Origin of the sequence: Leifsonia poae, from assembly GCF_050632195.1 — a bacterium.
Taxonomy (GTDB): domain Bacteria; phylum Actinomycetota; class Actinomycetes; order Actinomycetales; family Microbacteriaceae; genus Leifsonia; species Leifsonia poae_C.
In genome coordinates, this window is the sequence record NZ_CP192580.1 from 2,388,926 (window position 1) to 2,406,516 (window position 17,591).

Below are 17,591 nucleotides of genomic sequence, written 5' to 3' on the forward strand. Positions count from 1 at the left end.
CTTTTGCCACACCCGACTCCGATGTATCGGTACCGCGAACATCAATAGAGTCGTACCCATGATCCAACTCACCCGTCTCACCAAGACGTACGGCGCCAAGACCGCCGTCAACGATATCTCGGCGACGATCCAGCCCGGGAAGGTCACCGGGTTCCTCGGGCCGAACGGCGCAGGCAAGTCCACCACCATGCGCATGATCATGGGGCTCGACCGTCCGACGCACGGCACGGCGATCGTCAACGGCAAGCGTTACGTCGAGCACAAGTCGCCCCTCACCGAGGTCGGCGCACTCCTCGACGCGAAGGCGGTCCACACGGGCCGATCCGCGTACAACCACCTGCTGGCGATGGCCGCCACCCACGGCATCCCCAAGAGCCGGGTGCACGAGGTCATCGGCCTCACCGGGCTCGAAGCGGTCGCCGGCAAGCGCGTCGGCGGCTTCTCGCTCGGAATGGGCCAGCGACTCGGCATCGCCGCGGCCATGCTCGGCGACCCGGCGACGCTCATCCTGGACGAGCCGGTCAACGGTCTCGACCCCGAAGGTGTTCTCTGGGTGCGCCAGTTCGCCCGCCACCTGGCGAGCGAAGGCCGCACCGTGTTCCTCTCGTCGCACCTGATGAGCGAGATGGCTCAGACGGCCGACCACATCATCGTGCTCGGTCGCGGCCGCATCCTTGCCGATGCGCCTGTGCAGGACATCCTCGACGGCGCGATGCGCAACTCCGTGCGCGTTCGCAGCCCCCAGATCGACGCGCTCGCCCGTGCCATCCAGGGAGCCGATGTGACCATCACCGGCATCGAGAGCGAACTCGTCGAGGTCGACGGCCTGAGCGCCGCGCAGATCGGTGAGGCCGCCGCACAGTTCGGCATCGTGCTCCACGAGCTCTCCCCCATCAACGCCTCCCTCGAGGAGGCCTACCTTGCCCTCACGCAGGACGAGGTCGAATACCGCACGGAGGTCACCCGATGAGCACCGCAGTCGCAACACCCCCGCCTATCACAGCAGGTACGGGCACCTCACGTTCGCGCGCGTCGTACGCTCCGAGTGGATCAAGTTCCGTTCGCTCCGCTCCACGTTCTGGACGTACGCGATCGTGCTCCTCCTCGGGCTCGGGATCACGGCGCTCATCGCCTTCACCATCCCCGAGACGGTGCTTTCGCAGATGTCCGCCGCTGAGCGCGGCAGGCTCATCCTGAGCGCGGCAACGGGCGGGATCCTGATCGGCCAGCTGATCGTCGCTGTTCTCGGCGTGCTCGCGATCAGCGGCGAGTACTCGACCGGCATGATCCGGTCGTCGTTCGCTGCCGTTCCGCGCCGCACCCCGGTGTTCTTCGCCAAGGCTCTCGTCCTCTTCGTGTGCTCGTTCATCGTCGGGCTGGTCACGACCATCGCGGGATACGCCATCGCCATCCCCGCGCTCACCGGCAAGGGACTCACGTTCGAGTTCACGGCGGGCACGATGTGGGCGATCCTCGGTGCGGGGCTCTACCTCGGCCTCGTCTCGGTGTTCGCGCTCGGGCTCGGCACCATCCTCCGCTCTGCGGCCGGTGGCATCGCGGCCGCACTGGGCGTCGTCTTCCTGCTGCCGATCATCCTGAACATCGTGAACGGGCTCACCAACATCGACTGGCTGAAGGATGTGCCGAAGTACCTGATCAGCACGGCCGGTCAGGCCCTTGCCGGCGGCACCAACGCCGACTTCCTGCCGTATCAGAACGTCCTCATCGTCGTGGCGTGGACGGCGGTCTCGTTCGTCGCCGGCGCGATCATCATGAAGCGCCGGGACGCGTAGCGTTCCCACTATGACGAACGACCAGATCTCCCCCTCCCGGACGGCTTCTCCGGCCGGGGGAGATCTCGAACTCCCCGGCCGCCGGGCGTCATCCGGCGCTACCTCGCGGCGCATCCTGTGCTCGTGGATGCGGTGATCGCCGGTGTCTACCTGGTGCCGACGATCATCATCGGGATCGTGTGGATGTTCGCCGATCCGACCTGGCAGAACGCCCTCCGGCTGGGCTTGTCGGCGTTCGCGGGCGCCGCGCTGCTTCTACGGCGGCGCTTTCCCGTCGCGGTCTTCGCGATCGCCCTCGTCGCGATGTTGGCGACCCTCTTCCTCGGTCACGAGGTCGACTTCGTTGCCGTGCTTGTCGCCCTCTACGCGATCGCCGTCTACCGTTCGGCACCTGCTGCCTGGATCGCCTTCGGCGTCGTCTCGGTCTCGACGGCCGCTGCCCTCGGCCTCGGGGTTCTGCTTTTCGGCGGCGCGGCAGCGCAGCTCGGGGGCGAGTCTCCGGCGGCGGTGATCGCGGGCGACCGGAGCACGTACGAGCCCTTCGACTCGAACCCGACCGCATCCTGGATCACGGTCGTACTGATCTCGCTCTTCTGGGTGCTCATCGGCATCAACATCGGAAACCGACGTCGGTACCTGGTCGCACTCATCGATCGCGCGCAGCAATTGGCGCGGGAGCGCGACCAGCAGGCCGTGATCGCGGCGGCGGCGGAACGCGGCCGCATCGCCCGCGAGATGCACGACATCGTCTCCCACAGCCTCACCGTGATGATCACGCTGGCCGACGGATCGTCGCGGTTGGCCGAGACATCGCCCGAACGGTCGGCGGATGCGATGCGGATGGTCGCGGAGACCGGCCGCTCAGCACTCGGCGACATGCGAAGGCTCCTCGGCGTGCTGCGAGCCGCAGAAGGAGATGGCGCCGACCGAGAGCCGCAGCCGGGGATCGGTGAGCTCGGCGAACTCGTGGAACGCTTCCGCGCTGCCGGCCTTCCTGTCAGGATCACCGTCACCGGTGCGGCTCCCACCGACACCGGACAGCAGCTCACGGTCTTCCGCGTCGTGCAGGAGGCGCTCACGAATGCACTGCGCTACGCAGCGCTGGCGACAGCGGTCGACGTGAAGATCGCGTACGAAACCGGCGCGATCTCCATCACCGTGGAAGACGATGCCGCCGTTCACGGCGCGTCCGGACAGGGCACGGGACGCGGCCTGCTCGGCCTCCGCGAGCGCGTCGGACTGTACGGGGGCACCCTCGAGGCCGGACCTCGCTCCGGCGGCGGGTGGCGACTCCGCGCCGTCTTCGACACCATCGAGAACCACACAGACAACCGAGGAGACACCCAGTGACCGACGCGGCACCGATCCGAGTACTGCTCGTCGACGATCAGGCCCTGGTGCGCCTGGGATTCCGGATGGTGTTGGAGGCCGAGAGCGACCTCTCCGTCGTCGGGGAGGCGGCCGACGGAGCCGCAGCGGTCCGTCTGGCCGTCGAGGCCCGGCCCGATGTCATCCTGATGGATGTTCGCATGCCGAACCTCGACGGCATCGAGGCGACCAGACGCATCGTCGCCGCGAACCCTGCGGCTCGCATCATCATCCTGACCACGTTCGACCTCGACGAATACGCGTTCGGCGGGCTGCGAGCGGGTGCTAGCGGCTTTCTGCTGAAGGATGCGCGACCTGCCGAGCTGACGTCGGCCATCCGCGCCGTCGCAGGGGGCGACGCAGCGGTGTCCGGGCGGGTGACCCGATCGATGCTGGAGATGTTCGCGGACCGGCTCCCCGCATCCGCCCCCGTCGGCACCCAGCCCGCCGATCCGTTGGCAGCGTTGACCCCGCGCGAGCGCGAGATCCTTCTGGCCATCGCCCAAGGCCTCTCGAACGGCGAGATCGGCGAGAAGTTTTCCTGACGGAGTCGACAGTCAAGACGCACGTCGGACGGGTGCTCGCCAAGCTGCACCTGCGCGACCGCGTGCACGCGGTGATCTTCGCCTACGACCACGGCCTCGTCGAGCGCTGACCCAGCGGCCGCCAAGGCGGGGCTCGGTAGGCTCGGATACCTATGTTGCTGAAAATGAACTTCTGGACAGACCTGGGCACATGGGCGATCGAGAGCGGCTGGACGCTCGCCCGCATCGCCGGCATCATCATCGGAGCGTTCCTGCTCAGCTGGATCCTTCGCGTCGTCATCCGGCGAGTCGTGCACCAGATCGTCAGCGGGGTCAAGAAGAACCAGAGCGTCACCGACACGCAGGCTCTGGTCGCGTCGCCGCTCGCGGCCGTCCGAGTTGTGCAGCGGACGCGCACACTCGGCACGGTGCTCTCGAACGTCGTCAACGTGACGGTCGGCATCATCGCGATCATCCTCGTGTTCAACGAGCTGGCTCCGAACGCGCTGGGCTCCCTCGCACTGCTGACCGCGGCAATCGGTGCCGGCCTCGGTTTCGGTGCTCAGAACATCGTCAAAGACGTTCTGAACGGCCTCTTCATGGTGATGGAGGACCAGCTGGGCGTCGGGGATGTGGTCGACCTCGGTCCGGCCACCGGCGTCGTCGAGGCGGTCGGCATCCGGGTCACACAGGTTCGCGATGTCAATGGCGTTCTGTGGTTCGTGCGCAACGGCGAGATCCTCCGCGTCGGAAACATGTCCCAGGGCTGGTCCCGAGTCGTCATCGACCTCGCCGTGCCATACGACGCCGACGTCGAAGCCGTCGAGCAGAAGATGCTCGAGACGGCCACCGCACTGGCCACCAGCCCGAAGTGGCGCTCGCGCATCCTGGAGAAGCCTGAGATCTGGGGGCTCGAATCCATCTCGGCCGACGCGCTCGTCACGCGTCTCGTGATCAAGACGAGGACGACCGCGAGGGACGACGTCTCGCGCGAGCTGCGCAAGCAGCTGAAGGCCGCGCTCGACGAGATGGGCGTGCGGCTGCCCTCGCTCAACACCATCGTGCTGAGCGGCTTCGAGGGCGCTGCCAGCGTGAACGGCGCCAAGCCGCCGCGCACCCGCCCGACGCCCGTGATCGAAACGCAGCCGAAGGGTCGGAAGGCCCGTGCCGCGGCGAAGAGAACCGGAACGGTCGTCCCCGATCCGCGCTCGGTGACCATCAAGACCCAGCCCGATACCACGGCGAAGCCGCCGACGACGAAGCCGTCGGCGACCAAGCCGTCTACGACGAACCCGCCGACGACCAAGCCGTCGGTGACCAAGCCTCCGGAGGAGTGACGTGAGCACTGACGAGACGTTCTTCCAGGAGATCGGCGGCCACGAGACGTTCCGTCGGCTCGTCGACAACTTCTACCGCGGGGTGGCCGACGACCCCGTCCTGAAGCCGATGTATCCCGAGGAAGACTTGGGCCCCGCAGCCGAGCGCCTCACGCTGTTCCTAGAGCAGTACTGGGGCGGGCCCGGCACCTACAGCGAGCAGCGCGGCCACCCTCGGCTCAGGATGCGCCACATGCCGTTCAAGGTGAACCCAGACGCTCGCGACCGCTGGCTCAAGCACATGCGCGAGGCGGTCGAAGAGCTCGGGCTGCCGCCGCTGCAGGAGGAGACACTCTGGTCATACCTCGAACGCGCGGCCTTCGCGATGGTCAACACATTCGAGGAGTGACTTTCTAGCCCGCCAAGACGGATGCGCGGCCAGTTCCTCAGCCTCGCGTTCTGCCCGGCTGCGCTCGACGCAGAACTCGTTGCCCTCGGGCTCTTGCAGCACGGCCCAACCGCGGCCATCTGACGAGTTCGCCCTGTCGAACGTGATGTGGTTGATTCGAACCGTCATACTGCACAATAAGAGTCGCGTGCCGAAGGAGACACAAGGATGACATCGAACCCGAACACCACCGACGCCGATGCCATCGTCGTCGGGGCCGGCCTCGCCGGACTTGTCGCTGCGAGCGAGCTGATCGACGCCGGCAAGCGGGTCACGATCGTCGAGCAGGAGCCCGTGGCGTCGCTCGGCGGTCAGGCGTGGTGGTCGTTCGGCGGACTCTTCCTCATCGACTCCCCCGAGCAGCGCCGGATGGGCATCACCGACTCACTTGCCCTCGCCCGCCAGGACTGGATGGGCAGTGCCGCGTTCGACCGCGACGAAGACAGATGGCCGCGCCAGTGGGCCGAGGCCTATCTGCAGTTCGCGGCCGGCGAGAAGCGCGCCTGGCTGCACGAGAAGGGTGTGCGGTTCTTCCCGATCGTCGGCTGGGCCGAGCGAGGCGGGTACACGGCGGGTGGTCATGGCAACTCCGTTCCGCGATTCCACATCACCTGGGGCACCGGGCCGGGCGTGCTCGCGCCGTTCGTTCGACGAGTCCAGGCGGGGGTCGCATCCGGAGCCGTCACGATGCTGCACCGCCACCGGGTCGACGAACTGATCGTCGAGTCGGGAGCTGTCACCGGCGTCCGCGGCGCGGTACTCGCGCCCGACGGCGCGCTCCGCGGTGCGCCGAGCAACCGCGACCAGGTCGGCGACTTCGAGTTGCGGGCAGGCGCCGTGATCGTCACGAGCGGCGGAATCGGAGGCAGCCACGATCTCGTCCGCGCATCCTGGCCCGAACGACTCGGCACTCCCCCGGAGAAGATGCTCTCCGGGGTTCCCGCACACGTCGACGGCCGGATGCTCGCGATCACCGAGGCGGCAGGCGCGCGCCTGATCAACGGCGACCGGATGTGGCACTACACCGAGGGCATCGAGAACTGGAACCCGGTGTGGGAACGCCACGGCATCCGCATCCTGCCCGGGCCGTCATCGCTCTGGCTCGATGCGAGCGGCAACAGACTGCCGGTGCCGCTCTTCCCCGGATTCGACACACTCGGCACCCTGGAGCACCTGCGTGCGACCGGCCATGACTACAGCTGGTTCGTGCTCACCCAGAAGATCATCGAGAAGGAGTTCGCGCTCTCGGGCAGCGAGCAGAACCCCGACCTGACGAACAAGGATCTGCGCCTGCTGGCCAAGCGCGTCAGTTCGGGCGCACCCGCCCCGGTCGAGGCGTTCAAGGAGAAGGGCGCCGATTTCGTCGTCGCGGACACCCTCGACGGACTGATCGCGGGCATGCAACGCCTCGCCGATGTTCCGCTCGACGCCGATCTCGTCGCCAAGCATGTTCACGAGCGCGACAGGGAGCTCGACAACGATTTCAGCAAGGATGCTCAGATCACGGCGATCCGTGGCGCGCGCTCCTATCGAGGCGACAAGCTGATCCGGGTCGCCAGCCCGCACAAACTGCTGGACCCGAAAGCCGGGCCGCTCATCGCGGTGAAGCTGCACATCCTGACCCGCAAGAGCCTGGGCGGGATCGAGACGGACCTCGACGGTCGTGCACTCGCCCCCGACGGCACCCCGGTGCCCGGACTGTATGCGGCGGGCGAGGCGAGCGGGTTCGGTGGCGGGGGCGTGCACGGATACCGCTCGCTCGAGGGGACCTTCCTCGGCGGGTGCTTGTTCTCGGGCCGCCAGGCGGGCCGAGCGGTCGCTCGCGGCTGAACGTCGCGCGGTTTCCGAGGGGCTGGGCGTTAGCCGCGCAGGCTCCACGCCTGACGCCGCACCAGTATGTGGCCGCGCCGCGTCGTAAGCCGCGTCCACGGGCCGGTCTCGAGGATCGTGACCGGCTCACCCGCGCCGAGGAATCCCAGGCTCTCCGCGGCGAACGCGGCGCCGGCGGGCACGTACTCGAGGTCGTCGATCGGACGACCCCAGACCTCGGCTCGCACACGTTGCACGAGCTGCTCCCCCGTGCCCGTCGGCACGGCCTCGGCGACCTCGGCGATCCCGGTCTTCGCGGTCAGCTCCAGCAACTCGAAGGTCGTCTCGCCGACCGGACGCCACCCGCCCCGGGGCGGTGAGATTCCCGCCCAGGTGACGGTCGATACCTCGAGCGGCATACGAACCTCGACCGGGCCCTCCGGCGCGCCCTCAGAGGTCGTGCCCGCTGCAACTGCGTCGGCGATGCGCGCGAGACGATCGAGCAGCGACCGGATGGGGACGACCGCGTCGAACGCGACGCCCGGCTCGATCGCGAACGTGCGCAGGCCGAGAACGGTCGGCGTCTGATCGAGAAGACCGCGAGGGTACAGGATCGCCGTATAGACGGCGAGGACGCCCGACCCGCCGATCAGGCGGACCGAACCCTCCTCGACGCGCGCGGCCCTGGACAGGTAAGTCTGAAGGTCGGAAACGGCAAGGGAATCCACGAGTGAAAATGACTGGCTCATCTGCTGTCTAAACTACCAAGACGACCACAAGATGGAGGCATTGTGTCCGAGCCCCTGGCGTCCTTGTTGACCGCACTCGATCTGACCGACACCGGAGCACGCACCAGCGAGGACATCTTCACCGGGCCGTCGCAGTGGATGCCCCTGGGTCGTGTCTTCGGCGGACAGGTGCTCGCGCAGTCCATCGTGGCGGCGACGCGCACGGTTCCGGAGGACCGGAACATCCACTCGATGCACGGCTACTTCCTGCGCCCCGGAGATGTGAACCTGCCCATCACCTTCTCGGTCGACCGCATCCACGACGGCCGCTCCTTCTCGACGAGGCGCACGCAGGCGTACCAGAGCGGGCTGCCCATCCTGTCGATGATCGCGTCGTTCCAGGTCGATGACGAGGGCCTCGACCACCAGGTCAGCATGCCTGACGACCTGCCGGAGCCCGAGACGCTGCCGAACTCGGCGTCCACACTCGAGAACATCGCGCATCCCGTCGCCCAGTATTGGGCGAGCGAGCGCCCCTTCGACATGCGGCATGTGCCGTCGCCGATCTACCTGACTGTGGAGGGCGCTCACGTGGCCCACCAGGCGGTCTGGTTCCGAGCGATCGACCGGCTGCCCGACGACCCGCAGCTGCACCAGGCGGCTCTCGCCTACGCGAGCGACTACACGATCATGGAGTCGGTGATGCGCCGCCACGGCATCGCCTGGGCGACGCCCGGACTCAAGGCGGCCAGTCTCGACCACGCGATGTGGTGGCACCGACCAGCGCGCGTGGACGAATGGCTCCTGTACGTGCAGGAGTCCCCGAGCGCCAGCGGCGGACGCGGGCTCGCGCTCGGACGCATCTACGATCGCGAGGGTCATCTCGTCGCGAGCGTGGCGCAGGAGGCGACCATCCGGGTCCCTGAGCCGCGCTAGCCGACCCCGCGCTAGCCGAAGGTGGTTCGCAGCAGCACCGTGCCGTTCGTCGCCGACCGGATGTCGACGCTGGCGATGTCGGCGACCGGAACGCTCGTCGTCGCCGTCGGTTCGACCGTGGTGCCGGCTGCCGCCTTCCAGGTCGAGATCTGCGTCTGCTTGCCGGCCCGGTCAGTCACGACCATCGCGTACGTCCAGGTCTGTCCGGGCTCTTGCCCCTCCCACACCGCGTAGCTGCACCGCGACTCGATCCGCGTGCCCCACGGCTCGGTGACGAGCTTGAGGTCGGCCGACAGGGCGCTCGGTTCCACCTGCGTCATCACAACACTCTTGCCCGCGATCGGCGGAGCCTGGGTCGGCGCCAGGACGGAAGGAAGCACGATCGCCGTCAGCACCACGATCACGGCCGCCGCGGCGAGCGATCCTGCGGCCCACAGGCGTGTCCGGAAGCGACGCCGCCGCGCCGCACTGAGCAACGCAGGCAGTACGTCTGCACCGACATGATCCGTGGTGGAACGCTCGTGTTCGGGCTCCCGGATGCTCGCGACGTCTCCCCTGCCCCCGCCGTGTTCGGCGTCTGGTCGGCCTCGAGCAACGCGAAGGCATCGGCTTCCGAGACCCGGCCTAGGATCCCCGGAAGCCCGGCAAGCTCCGACACTGCGGCCGAGCAGGTCTCGCAGGTGCGCAAGTGCTCCTCATAAGCGCGCCGGTCGGCAGGCGACAGCGCCCCGAGCAGATAGGCGCCGTCCCAGGTGGCGAATTCATCGTGTGTCGTCATCGTTCCGTCACCCCCTCTCCTGCAGCGCGAGCCGCAGGGCACGCAACCCGTAGTGGATGCGCGATTTCACAGTTCCCTCCGGTATGTCCAGCTCTCGGGAGATCTCGGCGATCGACCGTCCGCCGTAGTAGGCGTGGACGATGACGGCCCGGTGCTCGAGCGAAAGCTCGGCAAGCGCATCCGACACAAGCCAGGCATCGAGCACGGCATCGGATTCGTTGCCCGCGGCACGCTCGGGGAGAACATCCGTGCCGAACTCGTGGATGCTGTGCGCACTCCGCTTGTCGTCGATGACGATGTTGCGCGCGACGGTGAAGAGCCAAGCACGCGCCGAACTCTGCGACTGGTCGAGCACGGCCGGTCTCTTCCAGGCCCTCAGCAGGGTCTCCTGTACAACGTCATCCGCCATCGCCCGATCGCCGGTCAAGTGCACGACGTAACGCCAGACCGCTTGCGCGTGCTGGTCGTGAAGCTCGCGCAGCAGTCGCGAGTCGTCGTTCGGCATGAACACCTCCACCAGGTACACGCTGACGGGGCCCGAAAAGTTCACCGATATACACGACTCGCTGAACCGAACGAGCCGTAGCCTCGTGGATACGGGTAAACCGGTAACCCGACACATCCAAGCTACGCCGACTCGTGAGGACTCCGCATGACCGAATCGACCCCGCTCACGCGCCGCACGCTTGTCTCGATCGGAAGCGCCGTGGCGCTCGGGGCCGGGGCGCTCGTGCTGACCGCGTGCACGCCCGACAGCTCGGCCTCCGGATCGGGTGCGGGCTCCAACCCCGTCAAGGTTCCGCTGTCTTCGATCCCGGTCGGCGGCGCGGTGTCGGCGAGACTCGGGTCGACGCCGATCGTGGTCTCCCAGCCGAAGGAAGGCACTGTCGTCGCCTTCAGTGCGGTCTGCACCCACCAGGGCTGCACGGTGGCTCCGGCTGACAAGGAGTTCGACTGCCCGTGCCACGGTTCGCGCTTCGACGCCGCAACCGGGGATGTGATCGCCGGGCCCGCCCGCACGCCGCTGACGAAGCTCACGGCCACCGTGTCCAGCGGCACGGTGACCGTCTCGAACTAGCCTCGCTTGGTGAACTGCACCGGTTCGTCGAGGTACGGCGTCCACGCCGCCCGCTCGTGGTCGTTGATGCGACGCGGTCGCTCGCTCTTCGCATCCACGAGCACGATCGTCGTCGCAGCGCGCGTGTACAGGATCTGCGGCTCGGTTCCCTCGGGCGACCACACTTCGTAGCAGACCTCGAGGCTCGCGCCACCGAGGCGGCCGAGCCATAGGCGGATGTCGAGCGGCTGCCTCAGGTACGGAATGGGGGCGAGGTACTCGATCTCCTGGCGGGCGATCAGCGTCAGCGTGTCTGCACCGGGTCGCCCGTCGAGCACGGCGGTGCTCGCACCGACCGCCTCAGCACCCGCACCATTCGCACCCGACGCCTCGTCCGTGATCCAGAACGCCTGGATGCGCGCCTCCTCGAGGAGGCGCAGCATCTCGGCATTGTTCACGTGACCGTATGCGTCGAGGTCGCTCCAGCGCAGACGGATCGGTACGTGCAGTCTCATGATCCGCTCCAGGTCAGTCGCGGGTCAGCTTGCGGTACGCGGAGCGGTGCGGCTTGGCTGCATCCGGACCCAGACGCTCGATCTTGTTCTCTTCGTAGGCCTCGAAGTTTCCCTCGAACCAGTACCAGTTCGCCGGGTCGTCTTCGGTGCCTTCGTAAGCCAGGATGTGCGTCGCGATCCGGTCGAGGAACCACCGGTCGTGGGTGATGACCACGGCGCAGCCGGGGAACTCGAGCAGCGCGTTCTCGAGGCTGCCGAGGGTCTCGACGTCGAGGTCGTTTGTCGGCTCGTCGAGCAGCAGCAGGTTTCCGCCCTGCTTGAGCGTCAGCGCGAGGTTCAGTCGGTTGCGCTCACCACCGGAGAGCACGCCGGCCTTCTTCTGCTGGTCCGGCCCCTTGAAGCCGAACGTCGAGACGTACGCCCGACTCGGCACCTCGACCTTGCCGACCTGGATGTAATCGAGCCCGTCGGAGACGACCTCCCAAAGCGACTTGTTGGGATCGATGCCGCCGCGCGACTGGTCGACGTAGGAGATCTCCACCGTCTCGCCGACCTTGAGGTCGCCGCCGTCGAGGGGCTCGAGGCCCACGATGGTCTTGAAGAGCGTGGTCTTTCCGACACCGTTCGGGCCGATCACGCCGACGATGCCGTTGCGCGGGAGCGTGAAGGTGAGGCCGTCGATGAGCCTGCGGTCGTCGAAGCCCTTCTGCAGGTTTTTCGCGTCGATCACGATCTGGCCGAGTCGCGGTCCCGGCGGGATCTGGATCTCTTCGAAGTCGAGCTTTCTGGTGCGCTCCGCCTCGGCGGCCATCTCCTCGTAGCGGGCCAGACGTGCTTTCGACTTGGCCTGGCGGCCCTTGGCGTTGCTGCGCACCCAGTCGAGTTCCTCGGAGAGGCGTTTCGAGAGCTTCGCATCCTTCTTGCCCTGAACCTCGAGGCGTGCCTGCTTCTTCTCCAGGTAGGTGGAGTAGTTGCCTTCGTACGGGTACAGGTGGCCGCGGTCGACCTCGGCGATCCACTCGGCGACGTGGTCGAGGAAGTACCGGTCGTGGGTCACGGCGAGAACCGCACCGTGGTACTTGGCCAGGTGCTGCTCCAGCCACAGCACGCTCTCGGCGTCCAAGTGGTTGGTTGGCTCGTCGAGCAGCAGCAGGTCGGGCTTCTGGAGGAGCAGCTTGCAGAGGGCGACACGGCGCTTCTCACCACCGGAGAGGCTTGTGACGGGCCAGTCCCCCGGCGGGCAGCGCAGCGCGTCCATGGCCTGCTCGAGCTGGGAGTCGAGGTCCCAGGCGTCGGCGGCGTCGATCTGCTCCTGCAGGGTCCCCATCTCGCCGAGCAGCTTGTCGAAGTCCGCGTCGGGATCGGCGAGCTCGGCCGAGATCTCGTTGAACCGGTCGACCTTGGCCTTGATCTCGCCGACGCCTTCCTGCACGTTCTCGAGCACGGTCTTGCTCTCGTCGAGCACCGGCTCCTGCATCAGGATGCCGACCGTGTATCCCGGGGACAGCTTCGCGTCGCCGTTGCTCGGGGTGTCAAGCCCCGCCATGATCTTGAGGATGGTCGACTTACCCGCACCGTTCGGTCCGACCACGCCGATCTTCGCTCCGGGAAGGAACGACATGGTCACGTCGTCGAGGATCAGTTTGTCGCCCACCGCTTTGCGGGCGCGCACCATCGAGTAAATGTATTCGGCCATGCCTTCAATCCTAAGGTCAGTGCGGGTCCCCCATGCGCGAGAGCCAGGTGACGCCTACCAGTCGATCGGGCGGGTCTCGCCGATGAGGCAGGCGCCGGTGGCGAGTACCGGGGTCACCTGGCTGTTGTAGCCGCCCGCGTCGGCACCGTTCTGGCCGATGAGGCAGGTGTCGCCCATCCGTACCGAGAACTGGATGGAGTTCGCCTTGAGGCCGATCGTCGTCGTGTCGACGGTGAGCTGCATGTCCTTCTTCGCGAATCCTGCAGCGACGAGGGCATCGATGAAGTCGCGCCCGACCGCGTTGGGCTTCGCAGCCAGCGTTGCCCGATTGACCTGGTCGAAGTACGGCAGGTTGTCCTGGGCCGAGCCATCGGGATGGAATTCGATCGCGGCCGGAGCCGTCGAGGTGGCAGTCGGTCCAGGTGTGACGGATGCGCTCGGCGTACTCGCGCCACCCGTCGTCCCGCCCACGCACCCGCTGAGCGCGAGCGCCGCGGCGAGCGCGATGCCCGAGACCACAGGGACGACCGACCAGCGCCTCCGGAAACCCAGAACGGGTGGCCGATGAGCGAGGTGCGGCATGGGGTCTCCGTGGTTCTGGCTGGGCCGGAAGGGACTGAACACCTTACATACTACGCATCCCCTCCTGGGGATTCGTCAGCGCCATCGTTCTCGGGCGCTGCACCCTCCGATCCGTCGGCGCTGCCATTCGGCGAGCGCTTGATCGTGCGGCAGAAGGCCGATGAGCCCCACGCGAGATCGTGCCCGATCGCATCCGCGTCGATCTCGACGACAATCCCGGAACGCTCCTCGCTTTCCCACTCCCGCACGCTCAGTCGCCCGGTCACGAGCACCGGGTCGCCCTTCGCCACACACCCCGCCGCATTCAGCGCCAGCTGCCGATAAGCCGACACCGTGAACCAGTTGGTGGCGCCGTTCTCCCAGGCTTTCGTCTCCCGGTTGAATCGCCTCCGCGTGCTCGCCAGCCGGAACGTGGTGATGGGCAGGCCCTCATCCGTCACCAGGTGGTTGGGAACCGTCGCGACGAAGCCGCGGACGGACAGGGATTCGGTCATGGTGCTCTCCTTCTCGTCTTCCGCTCTCTTTGGGCGGTAACGCGAGTCTTGAGCGCATCCGGACGCATAGACACGAGTGGCCCGGATCTGGGGAGAGTCCCCGGATCCGGGCCCTGTGGAGGAGCGCTCCGATCAGGCCGCGATGACGTAGTCCGCGTACGACTTGCGAATCTTGTTCACCTTCGGCTGAGCAACGGCCAAGCAGTATCCCTGTCCGGGGTTCTTCGCGAAGAAGTCCTGGTGATACTCCTCGGCGCGGTAGAACGTGCCGAGCGGCTCGAGGGTGGTGACCACGTCGCCGTCCCAATACGTGCAGGCGCGAGCGATCGCCTCCTCGAAGAGAGCCTTCTGCTCGTCACCGTCATAGAACATCGCCGAACGGTACTGCGTGCCGACATCGGCACCCTGCCTGTCGAGCTGCGTCGGATCGTGCAACGTGAAGAACACGTCGAGGATCACGCTCGCCGGAATGACCTCGGGGTCGAACGTCACCGCCACGGCCTCGGCGTGACCGGTCAGGCCCGTGCACACCTCGTCGTAAGTCGGATCGACGGCAGTGCCGCCTGTGTAGCCCGACACGACATCCTGAACCCCTCGAAGGACGCGGTAGACCGCGTCCAGACACCAAAAACATCCTCCGGCGACCACGAACGTCTGCATGGCAACCCCTTTCGTCTCGACAGACAACATTCTCCTACGATGTAGACATGACCTACGTTGCCGCGGACGACCGCTACGAGACGATGACCTATAACCGAAGCGGCCGCAGCGGCCTGAAGCTGCCCGCCCTCTCTCTCGGCCTGTGGCACAACTTCGGGGACGAGCGCCCCATCGAGACCCAGCGGGCCATCGTGCGCCGCGCCTTCGACCTCGGCATCACGCACTTCGACCTCGCCAACAACTACGGGCCGCCGGCCGGGACCGCCGAGACGAACTTCGGCCGCATCTTCCGCGAAGACCTCGCGCCGTACCGCGACGAGATCATCGTGTCGTCCAAGGCCGGATACGAGATGTGGAACGGCCCGTACGGCGAATGGGGTTCGCGCAAGACGATGCTCTCCTCCCTCGACCAGAGCCTCGGCCGCCTCGGCCTCGACTACGTCGACATCTTCTACTCGCACCGGCCCGACCCCGAGACGCCCATCGAGGAGACGATGGGTGCGCTCGCGACCGCCGTACAGCAGGGCAAGGCGCTCTACGTGGGCGTATCCAACTACGACCCCGAGCAGACTCGCGCCGCAGCAGCCGCTCCGCCGAGCACAAGGTGCCGCTGCTCATCCACCAGCCGCGATACTCGATGTTCGACCGTCACATCGAGGACGGCCTGTTCTCCGTGCTCGAGGAGGTCGGCGCCGGCAGCATCGTCTTCTCCCCGCTCGCCCAGGGGATGCTCACCGACCGCTACCTCGACGGCTCCGTTCCGGCCGGGTCGCGTGCCGCCACGAGCCGGTTCCTCTCGGAGAACCAGCTCAGCCCCACTTACCTCGAGCGTGCACGGGCACTCAACGACATCGCCGCCGGCCGGGGCCAGTCGCTCGCCCAGCTGGCCCTGACCTGGGTGCTGCGCCAGCCTGCTGTCACGAGTGCGCTGATCGGCGCATCGAGCGTCGCACAGCTGGAACAGAATGTGGCGGCACTGGATGCTCCCGCGCTGACCGCAGACGAGGTCGCCGCGATCGAGCCCTACGCCGTGCACGGCACCGAGCACACGGAGGCCTGAGCGCTGACCTCGGGCGCGCGAGGTGGCCGCCTCGGCAACGACGCGGCCACCTCCAAGGTCACCGCACGATCACGACTCCACGACACTGCGGCCAGGCTCCACGGATGCGCGCCCGACCAGGCTTACCATCGCGGACATGCAGTGGTGGAATGAATTCGTTGATTGGTTGACGTCGTCGGCAGCACGTCCGATGATCCTGAACGCGGTGGTGCTCGCGGTTGCCGTGATCATCTCCGGGTTGCTTGCGGCCCTCATCGCGCGTGGCGCGATCAAGGGTCTGCTCTCCCGCTCCGATCGCCAGCAGAAGGCGTCGGCCATCGCGGCCCTCGTCGATGCGGCGACCGAGGCATCCGTCTGGAACTCTCTGACCCCCGGCGAACAGGTGCTCTCGGACCGTGCCGTCGGCTCGGCCGACATCATGGTTCGACTGCTCCCGATCAAGGGCGCGGGGATCGCCGCCAACTGGGCGGGCCACCAGCTCGCCGAGATGAAGCGCGCATCCGCGACCTTCGGCTACCAGCTCGACCCGGCCATCGCGGAGTTCCGCGACCGGCTCATCGAGTGGCAGAACAAGCCGGGCCGCGCACGCCGCATCTTCCAGAGCGACCTCGAGCGGTGGCGTTTCGAGAACACCGACACCGACCGCGTGCTGATCGAGCGTCAGGATGCGTGGGTCGCCCAGCAGCACCACGAACAGTTCACGCCCGCGGCTCCGACCACGGATGCCGCAACCGCCCCGGCAGGCGCGCCTCTCACCCGCGAGTCGGAGACCGAGGCCGTCACCTCGGACACCGTACCCACGACCAGGTTGTCGACCCCGGTCTGACCCGGTAGCAACCAAGACAACTCCACCCGAACACAGAGGGCCGGCGGATCATCCGCCGGCCCTCTCTCGTGTCGCCTGACTGCGTCTAGCGCTCCACATCCGTGTAGTCGCCGCGCGCACGCCACCACTCGTCGAACATGCTGGCCGGAACTCGTCGCTTGTGCTCGGTCGAGAGATACCGCGCCTCGAGTGCGATCGCGACCTCGTCGGGAACGTCCTTGCCCTCGAGGTAGTCATCGATGTCCTGGTAAGTGTGGCCCAGGTTGTCCTCATCCGTCTGGCCGGGGTTGTCATCGAGCAGGTCGGCGGTGGGAGCCTTCGTGTAGAGACGCGCAGGCGCATCGAGGTGCTCCAGCAGAGCACGGCCCTGTCTCTTCGTGAGGCCGGTGAGCGGCAGGATGTCCGTGCCTCCGTCGCCGTATTTCGTGAAGAACCCCGTGATCGCCTCGGCAGCGTGGTCCGTGCCCACGACGAGGAGCCGTCGCTGCCCGGCGATCGCGTACTGGGCGACCATACGTGCGCGGGCCTTCACGTTGCCCTTGGTGAAGTCGGTCATGTCGTCGCCGACCGCATCCTTGTACTCGTCTTCGAAGCCGTCGACGGCACGCTGGATGTTGAACGTCACCGTGCGCTCGGGCTTGATGAACGACAGTGCGAGCTGCGCATCGTCCTCATCGTGTTGCACCGAGTACGGCAACCGCACGGCGATGAACTCGGCGTCGGTCCCCTGCTCCGCGAGTCGCTCGGTGGCGAGCTGGCAGAGACGACCGGCCAGGGATGAATCCTGTCCCCCGCTGATTCCGAGCACGTACCCGGCGGCACCTGTCGCCTTGAGGTACTGCACGAGGAAGTCGACCCGCTTCTCGACCTCTGCTGCGGGGTCGATCGTGGGGCTGACGTTCAGTTCTTCGATGATTCTGGCCTGAAGATCACGCATGCAGTCACACTATCCCCGGCGCGTTTCCGTCGTGTGAACGGCCACCAGGCATGGCTCCGCCTGT

Annotated in this window: 20 protein-coding genes and 2 pseudogenes; 12 read left to right on the forward strand and 10 right to left on the reverse strand. The window is 67.1% G+C overall.

The genetic code is table 11. The annotated features are described in order from the left end of the window. The first annotated feature begins 58 nt into the window (after window positions 1–58). From ACQ86A_RS12085 to ACQ86A_RS12120, 8 genes and pseudogenes are all read left to right on the forward strand, one after another. Window positions 59–970, forward strand: coding sequence for an ATP-binding cassette domain-containing protein (locus ACQ86A_RS12085; protein ID WP_431277291.1), 912 nt, complete (start codon window positions 59–61; stop codon window positions 968–970). After that, window positions 921–1,793, forward strand: a complete 873-nt coding sequence (locus ACQ86A_RS12090; RefSeq protein ID WP_431277292.1) for an ABC transporter permease subunit — start codon at window positions 921–923, stop codon at window positions 1,791–1,793. Before ACQ86A_RS12085 ends, ACQ86A_RS12090 begins: the two co-directional genes overlap by 50 nt. Window positions 1,794–1,803: 10 nt before the next feature. Beyond that, window positions 1,804–1,929: a hypothetical protein gene (locus ACQ86A_RS12095; protein WP_431277293.1), complete on the forward strand. Its 126-nt coding sequence runs from the start codon at window positions 1,804–1,806 to the stop codon at window positions 1,927–1,929. Further along, window positions 1,917–3,143 carry a sensor histidine kinase gene (locus tag ACQ86A_RS12100; protein WP_431277294.1) on the forward strand — a complete coding sequence of 409 codons (1,227 nt, stop codon included), beginning with the start codon at window positions 1,917–1,919 and terminating at the stop codon, window positions 3,141–3,143. Before ACQ86A_RS12095 ends, ACQ86A_RS12100 begins: the two co-directional genes overlap by 13 nt. Next, window positions 3,140–3,816 (forward strand): annotated as a pseudogene (locus tag ACQ86A_RS12105) (response regulator). Before ACQ86A_RS12100 ends, ACQ86A_RS12105 begins: the two are co-directional and overlap by 4 nt. 54 nt (window positions 3,817–3,870) lie before the next feature. Beyond that, entirely contained in the window at window positions 3,871–5,022 is a 1,152-nt protein-coding gene (locus ACQ86A_RS12110) for a mechanosensitive ion channel domain-containing protein (protein WP_431277295.1), read from the forward strand. Window position 5,023: 1 nt separating this feature from the next. Beyond that, window positions 5,024–5,410 (forward strand): globin, encoded by a 387-nt coding sequence (locus ACQ86A_RS12115; protein ID WP_431277296.1) that lies wholly within the window; start codon window positions 5,024–5,026, stop codon window positions 5,408–5,410. 207 nt (window positions 5,411–5,617) lie between these two features. Further along, a complete protein-coding gene (locus tag ACQ86A_RS12120; RefSeq protein ID WP_431277297.1) occupies window positions 5,618–7,279 on the forward strand; it encodes an FAD-binding dehydrogenase in 1,662 nt (553 codons plus the stop codon). A gap of 29 nt (window positions 7,280–7,308) precedes the next feature. On the opposite strand, the gene ACQ86A_RS12125 is transcribed toward ACQ86A_RS12120, so the two are convergent. Next, window positions 7,309–8,007 (reverse strand): hypothetical protein, encoded by a 699-nt coding sequence (locus ACQ86A_RS12125; RefSeq protein WP_431277298.1) that lies wholly within the window; start codon window positions 8,005–8,007, stop codon window positions 7,309–7,311. 42 nt (window positions 8,008–8,049) lie between these two features. Here ACQ86A_RS12125 and ACQ86A_RS12130 point away from each other — a divergent pair, with 42 nt between their 5' ends. After that, window positions 8,050–8,922 (forward strand): acyl-CoA thioesterase, encoded by an 873-nt coding sequence (locus ACQ86A_RS12130; RefSeq protein ID WP_431277299.1) that lies wholly within the window; start codon window positions 8,050–8,052, stop codon window positions 8,920–8,922. Window positions 8,923–8,933: 11 nt separating this feature from the next. Here ACQ86A_RS12130 and ACQ86A_RS12135 read toward each other — a convergent pair whose 3' ends face one another. Genes ACQ86A_RS12135 through ACQ86A_RS12145 form a run of 3 tightly spaced genes read right to left on the reverse strand, consistent with a single transcriptional unit; the run spans window position 8,934 to window position 10,205 of the window. Beyond that, on the reverse strand, window positions 8,934–9,326 hold the full coding sequence (locus tag ACQ86A_RS12135; protein WP_431277300.1) for a hypothetical protein: 393 nt from the start codon (window positions 9,324–9,326) through the stop codon (window positions 8,934–8,936). Then, window positions 9,323–9,700 carry an anti-sigma factor family protein gene (locus tag ACQ86A_RS12140; protein WP_431277301.1) on the reverse strand — a complete coding sequence of 126 codons (378 nt, stop codon included), beginning with the start codon at window positions 9,698–9,700 and terminating at the stop codon, window positions 9,323–9,325. Before ACQ86A_RS12140 ends, ACQ86A_RS12135 begins: the two co-directional genes overlap by 4 nt. Before the next feature lie 7 nt (window positions 9,701–9,707). Then, entirely contained in the window at window positions 9,708–10,205 is a 498-nt protein-coding gene (locus ACQ86A_RS12145) for a sigma-70 family RNA polymerase sigma factor (RefSeq protein ID WP_431280435.1), read from the reverse strand. Window positions 10,206–10,352: 147 nt separating this feature from the next. On the opposite strand from ACQ86A_RS12145, the gene ACQ86A_RS12150 reads away from it, so the two are divergent. Further along, complete coding sequence (locus ACQ86A_RS12150) at window positions 10,353–10,778, forward strand: ubiquinol-cytochrome c reductase iron-sulfur subunit (protein WP_431277302.1); 426 nt, start codon at window positions 10,353–10,355, stop codon at window positions 10,776–10,778. Here the strand turns inward: ACQ86A_RS12150 and ACQ86A_RS12155 are convergent. The 5 genes from ACQ86A_RS12155 to msrA form a co-directional block, all read right to left on the reverse strand. After that, window positions 10,775–11,272, reverse strand: coding sequence for an acyl-CoA thioesterase (locus ACQ86A_RS12155; protein WP_431277303.1), 498 nt, complete (start codon window positions 11,270–11,272; stop codon window positions 10,775–10,777). The two genes, ACQ86A_RS12150 and ACQ86A_RS12155, sit on opposite strands and share 4 nt — an antisense overlap. 13 nt (window positions 11,273–11,285) lie before the next feature. Next, complete coding sequence (gene ettA / locus ACQ86A_RS12160; protein ID WP_431277304.1) at window positions 11,286–12,968, reverse strand: energy-dependent translational throttle protein EttA; 1,683 nt, start codon at window positions 12,966–12,968, stop codon at window positions 11,286–11,288. A gap of 54 nt (window positions 12,969–13,022) precedes the next feature. Beyond that, on the reverse strand, window positions 13,023–13,550 hold the full coding sequence (locus ACQ86A_RS12165) for a DUF6993 domain-containing protein (RefSeq protein WP_431277305.1): 528 nt from the start codon (window positions 13,548–13,550) through the stop codon (window positions 13,023–13,025). A 50-nt stretch (window positions 13,551–13,600) separates the two neighbouring features. Beyond that, the gene (locus tag ACQ86A_RS12170; protein ID WP_431277306.1) at window positions 13,601–14,044 is read right to left on the reverse strand and encodes a single-stranded DNA-binding protein; all 444 of its coding nucleotides are present in this window, start codon (window positions 14,042–14,044) and stop codon (window positions 13,601–13,603) included. A 132-nt stretch (window positions 14,045–14,176) separates the two neighbouring features. Continuing rightward, entirely contained in the window at window positions 14,177–14,704 is a 528-nt protein-coding gene (gene msrA, locus ACQ86A_RS12175) for a peptide-methionine (S)-S-oxide reductase MsrA (RefSeq protein ID WP_431277307.1), read from the reverse strand. A 47-nt stretch (window positions 14,705–14,751) separates the two neighbouring features. On the opposite strand from msrA, the pseudogene ACQ86A_RS12180 reads away from it, so the two are divergent. Continuing rightward, window positions 14,752–15,764, forward strand: a pseudogene (locus ACQ86A_RS12180) (aldo/keto reductase). Window positions 15,765–15,900: 136 nt separating this feature from the next. Beyond that, on the forward strand, window positions 15,901–16,590 hold the full coding sequence (locus ACQ86A_RS12185; protein ID WP_431277308.1) for a hypothetical protein: 690 nt from the start codon (window positions 15,901–15,903) through the stop codon (window positions 16,588–16,590). Window positions 16,591–16,675: 85 nt separating this feature from the next. Here the strand turns inward: ACQ86A_RS12185 and nadE are convergent, their stop codons facing one another. Then, window positions 16,676–17,527 carry an ammonia-dependent NAD(+) synthetase gene (nadE, locus tag ACQ86A_RS12190; protein ID WP_431277309.1) on the reverse strand — a complete coding sequence of 284 codons (852 nt, stop codon included), beginning with the start codon at window positions 17,525–17,527 and terminating at the stop codon, window positions 16,676–16,678. Window positions 17,528–17,591 lie beyond the last annotated feature (64 nt).

Coding starts and splice junctions, on each gene's coding strand:
- ACQ86A_RS12125 (WP_431277298.1), bottom strand. CDS start 8,007: ATGAGCCAGTCATTTTCACTCGTGGATTCCCTTGCCGTTTCCGACCTT.
- ACQ86A_RS12095 (WP_431277293.1), top strand. CDS start 1,804: ATGACGAACGACCAGATCTCCCCCTCCCGGACGGCTTCTCCGGCCGGG.
- ACQ86A_RS12110 (WP_431277295.1), top strand. CDS start 3,871: ATGAACTTCTGGACAGACCTGGGCACATGGGCGATCGAGAGCGGCTGG.
- ACQ86A_RS12170 (WP_431277306.1), bottom strand. CDS start 14,044: ATGACCGAATCCCTGTCCGTCCGCGGCTTCGTCGCGACGGTTCCCAAC.
- nadE (WP_431277309.1), bottom strand. CDS start 17,527: ATGCGTGATCTTCAGGCCAGAATCATCGAAGAACTGAACGTCAGCCCC.
- ACQ86A_RS12145 (WP_431280435.1), bottom strand. CDS start 10,205: ATGCCGAACGACGACTCGCGACTGCTGCGCGAGCTTCACGACCAGCAC.
- ACQ86A_RS12165 (WP_431277305.1), bottom strand. CDS start 13,550: ATGCCGCACCTCGCTCATCGGCCACCCGTTCTGGGTTTCCGGAGGCGC.
- ACQ86A_RS12155 (WP_431277303.1), bottom strand. CDS start 11,272: ATGAGACTGCACGTACCGATCCGTCTGCGCTGGAGCGACCTCGACGCA.
- ACQ86A_RS12085 (WP_431277291.1), top strand. CDS start 59: ATGATCCAACTCACCCGTCTCACCAAGACGTACGGCGCCAAGACCGCC.
- msrA (WP_431277307.1), bottom strand. CDS start 14,704: ATGCAGACGTTCGTGGTCGCCGGAGGATGTTTTTGGTGTCTGGACGCG.
- ACQ86A_RS12120 (WP_431277297.1), top strand. CDS start 5,618: ATGACATCGAACCCGAACACCACCGACGCCGATGCCATCGTCGTCGGG.
- ACQ86A_RS12150 (WP_431277302.1), top strand. CDS start 10,353: ATGACCGAATCGACCCCGCTCACGCGCCGCACGCTTGTCTCGATCGGA.
- ettA (WP_431277304.1), bottom strand. CDS start 12,968: ATGGCCGAATACATTTACTCGATGGTGCGCGCCCGCAAAGCGGTGGGC.
- ACQ86A_RS12140 (WP_431277301.1), bottom strand. CDS start 9,700: ATGACGACACACGATGAATTCGCCACCTGGGACGGCGCCTATCTGCTC.
- ACQ86A_RS12185 (WP_431277308.1), top strand. CDS start 15,901: ATGCAGTGGTGGAATGAATTCGTTGATTGGTTGACGTCGTCGGCAGCA.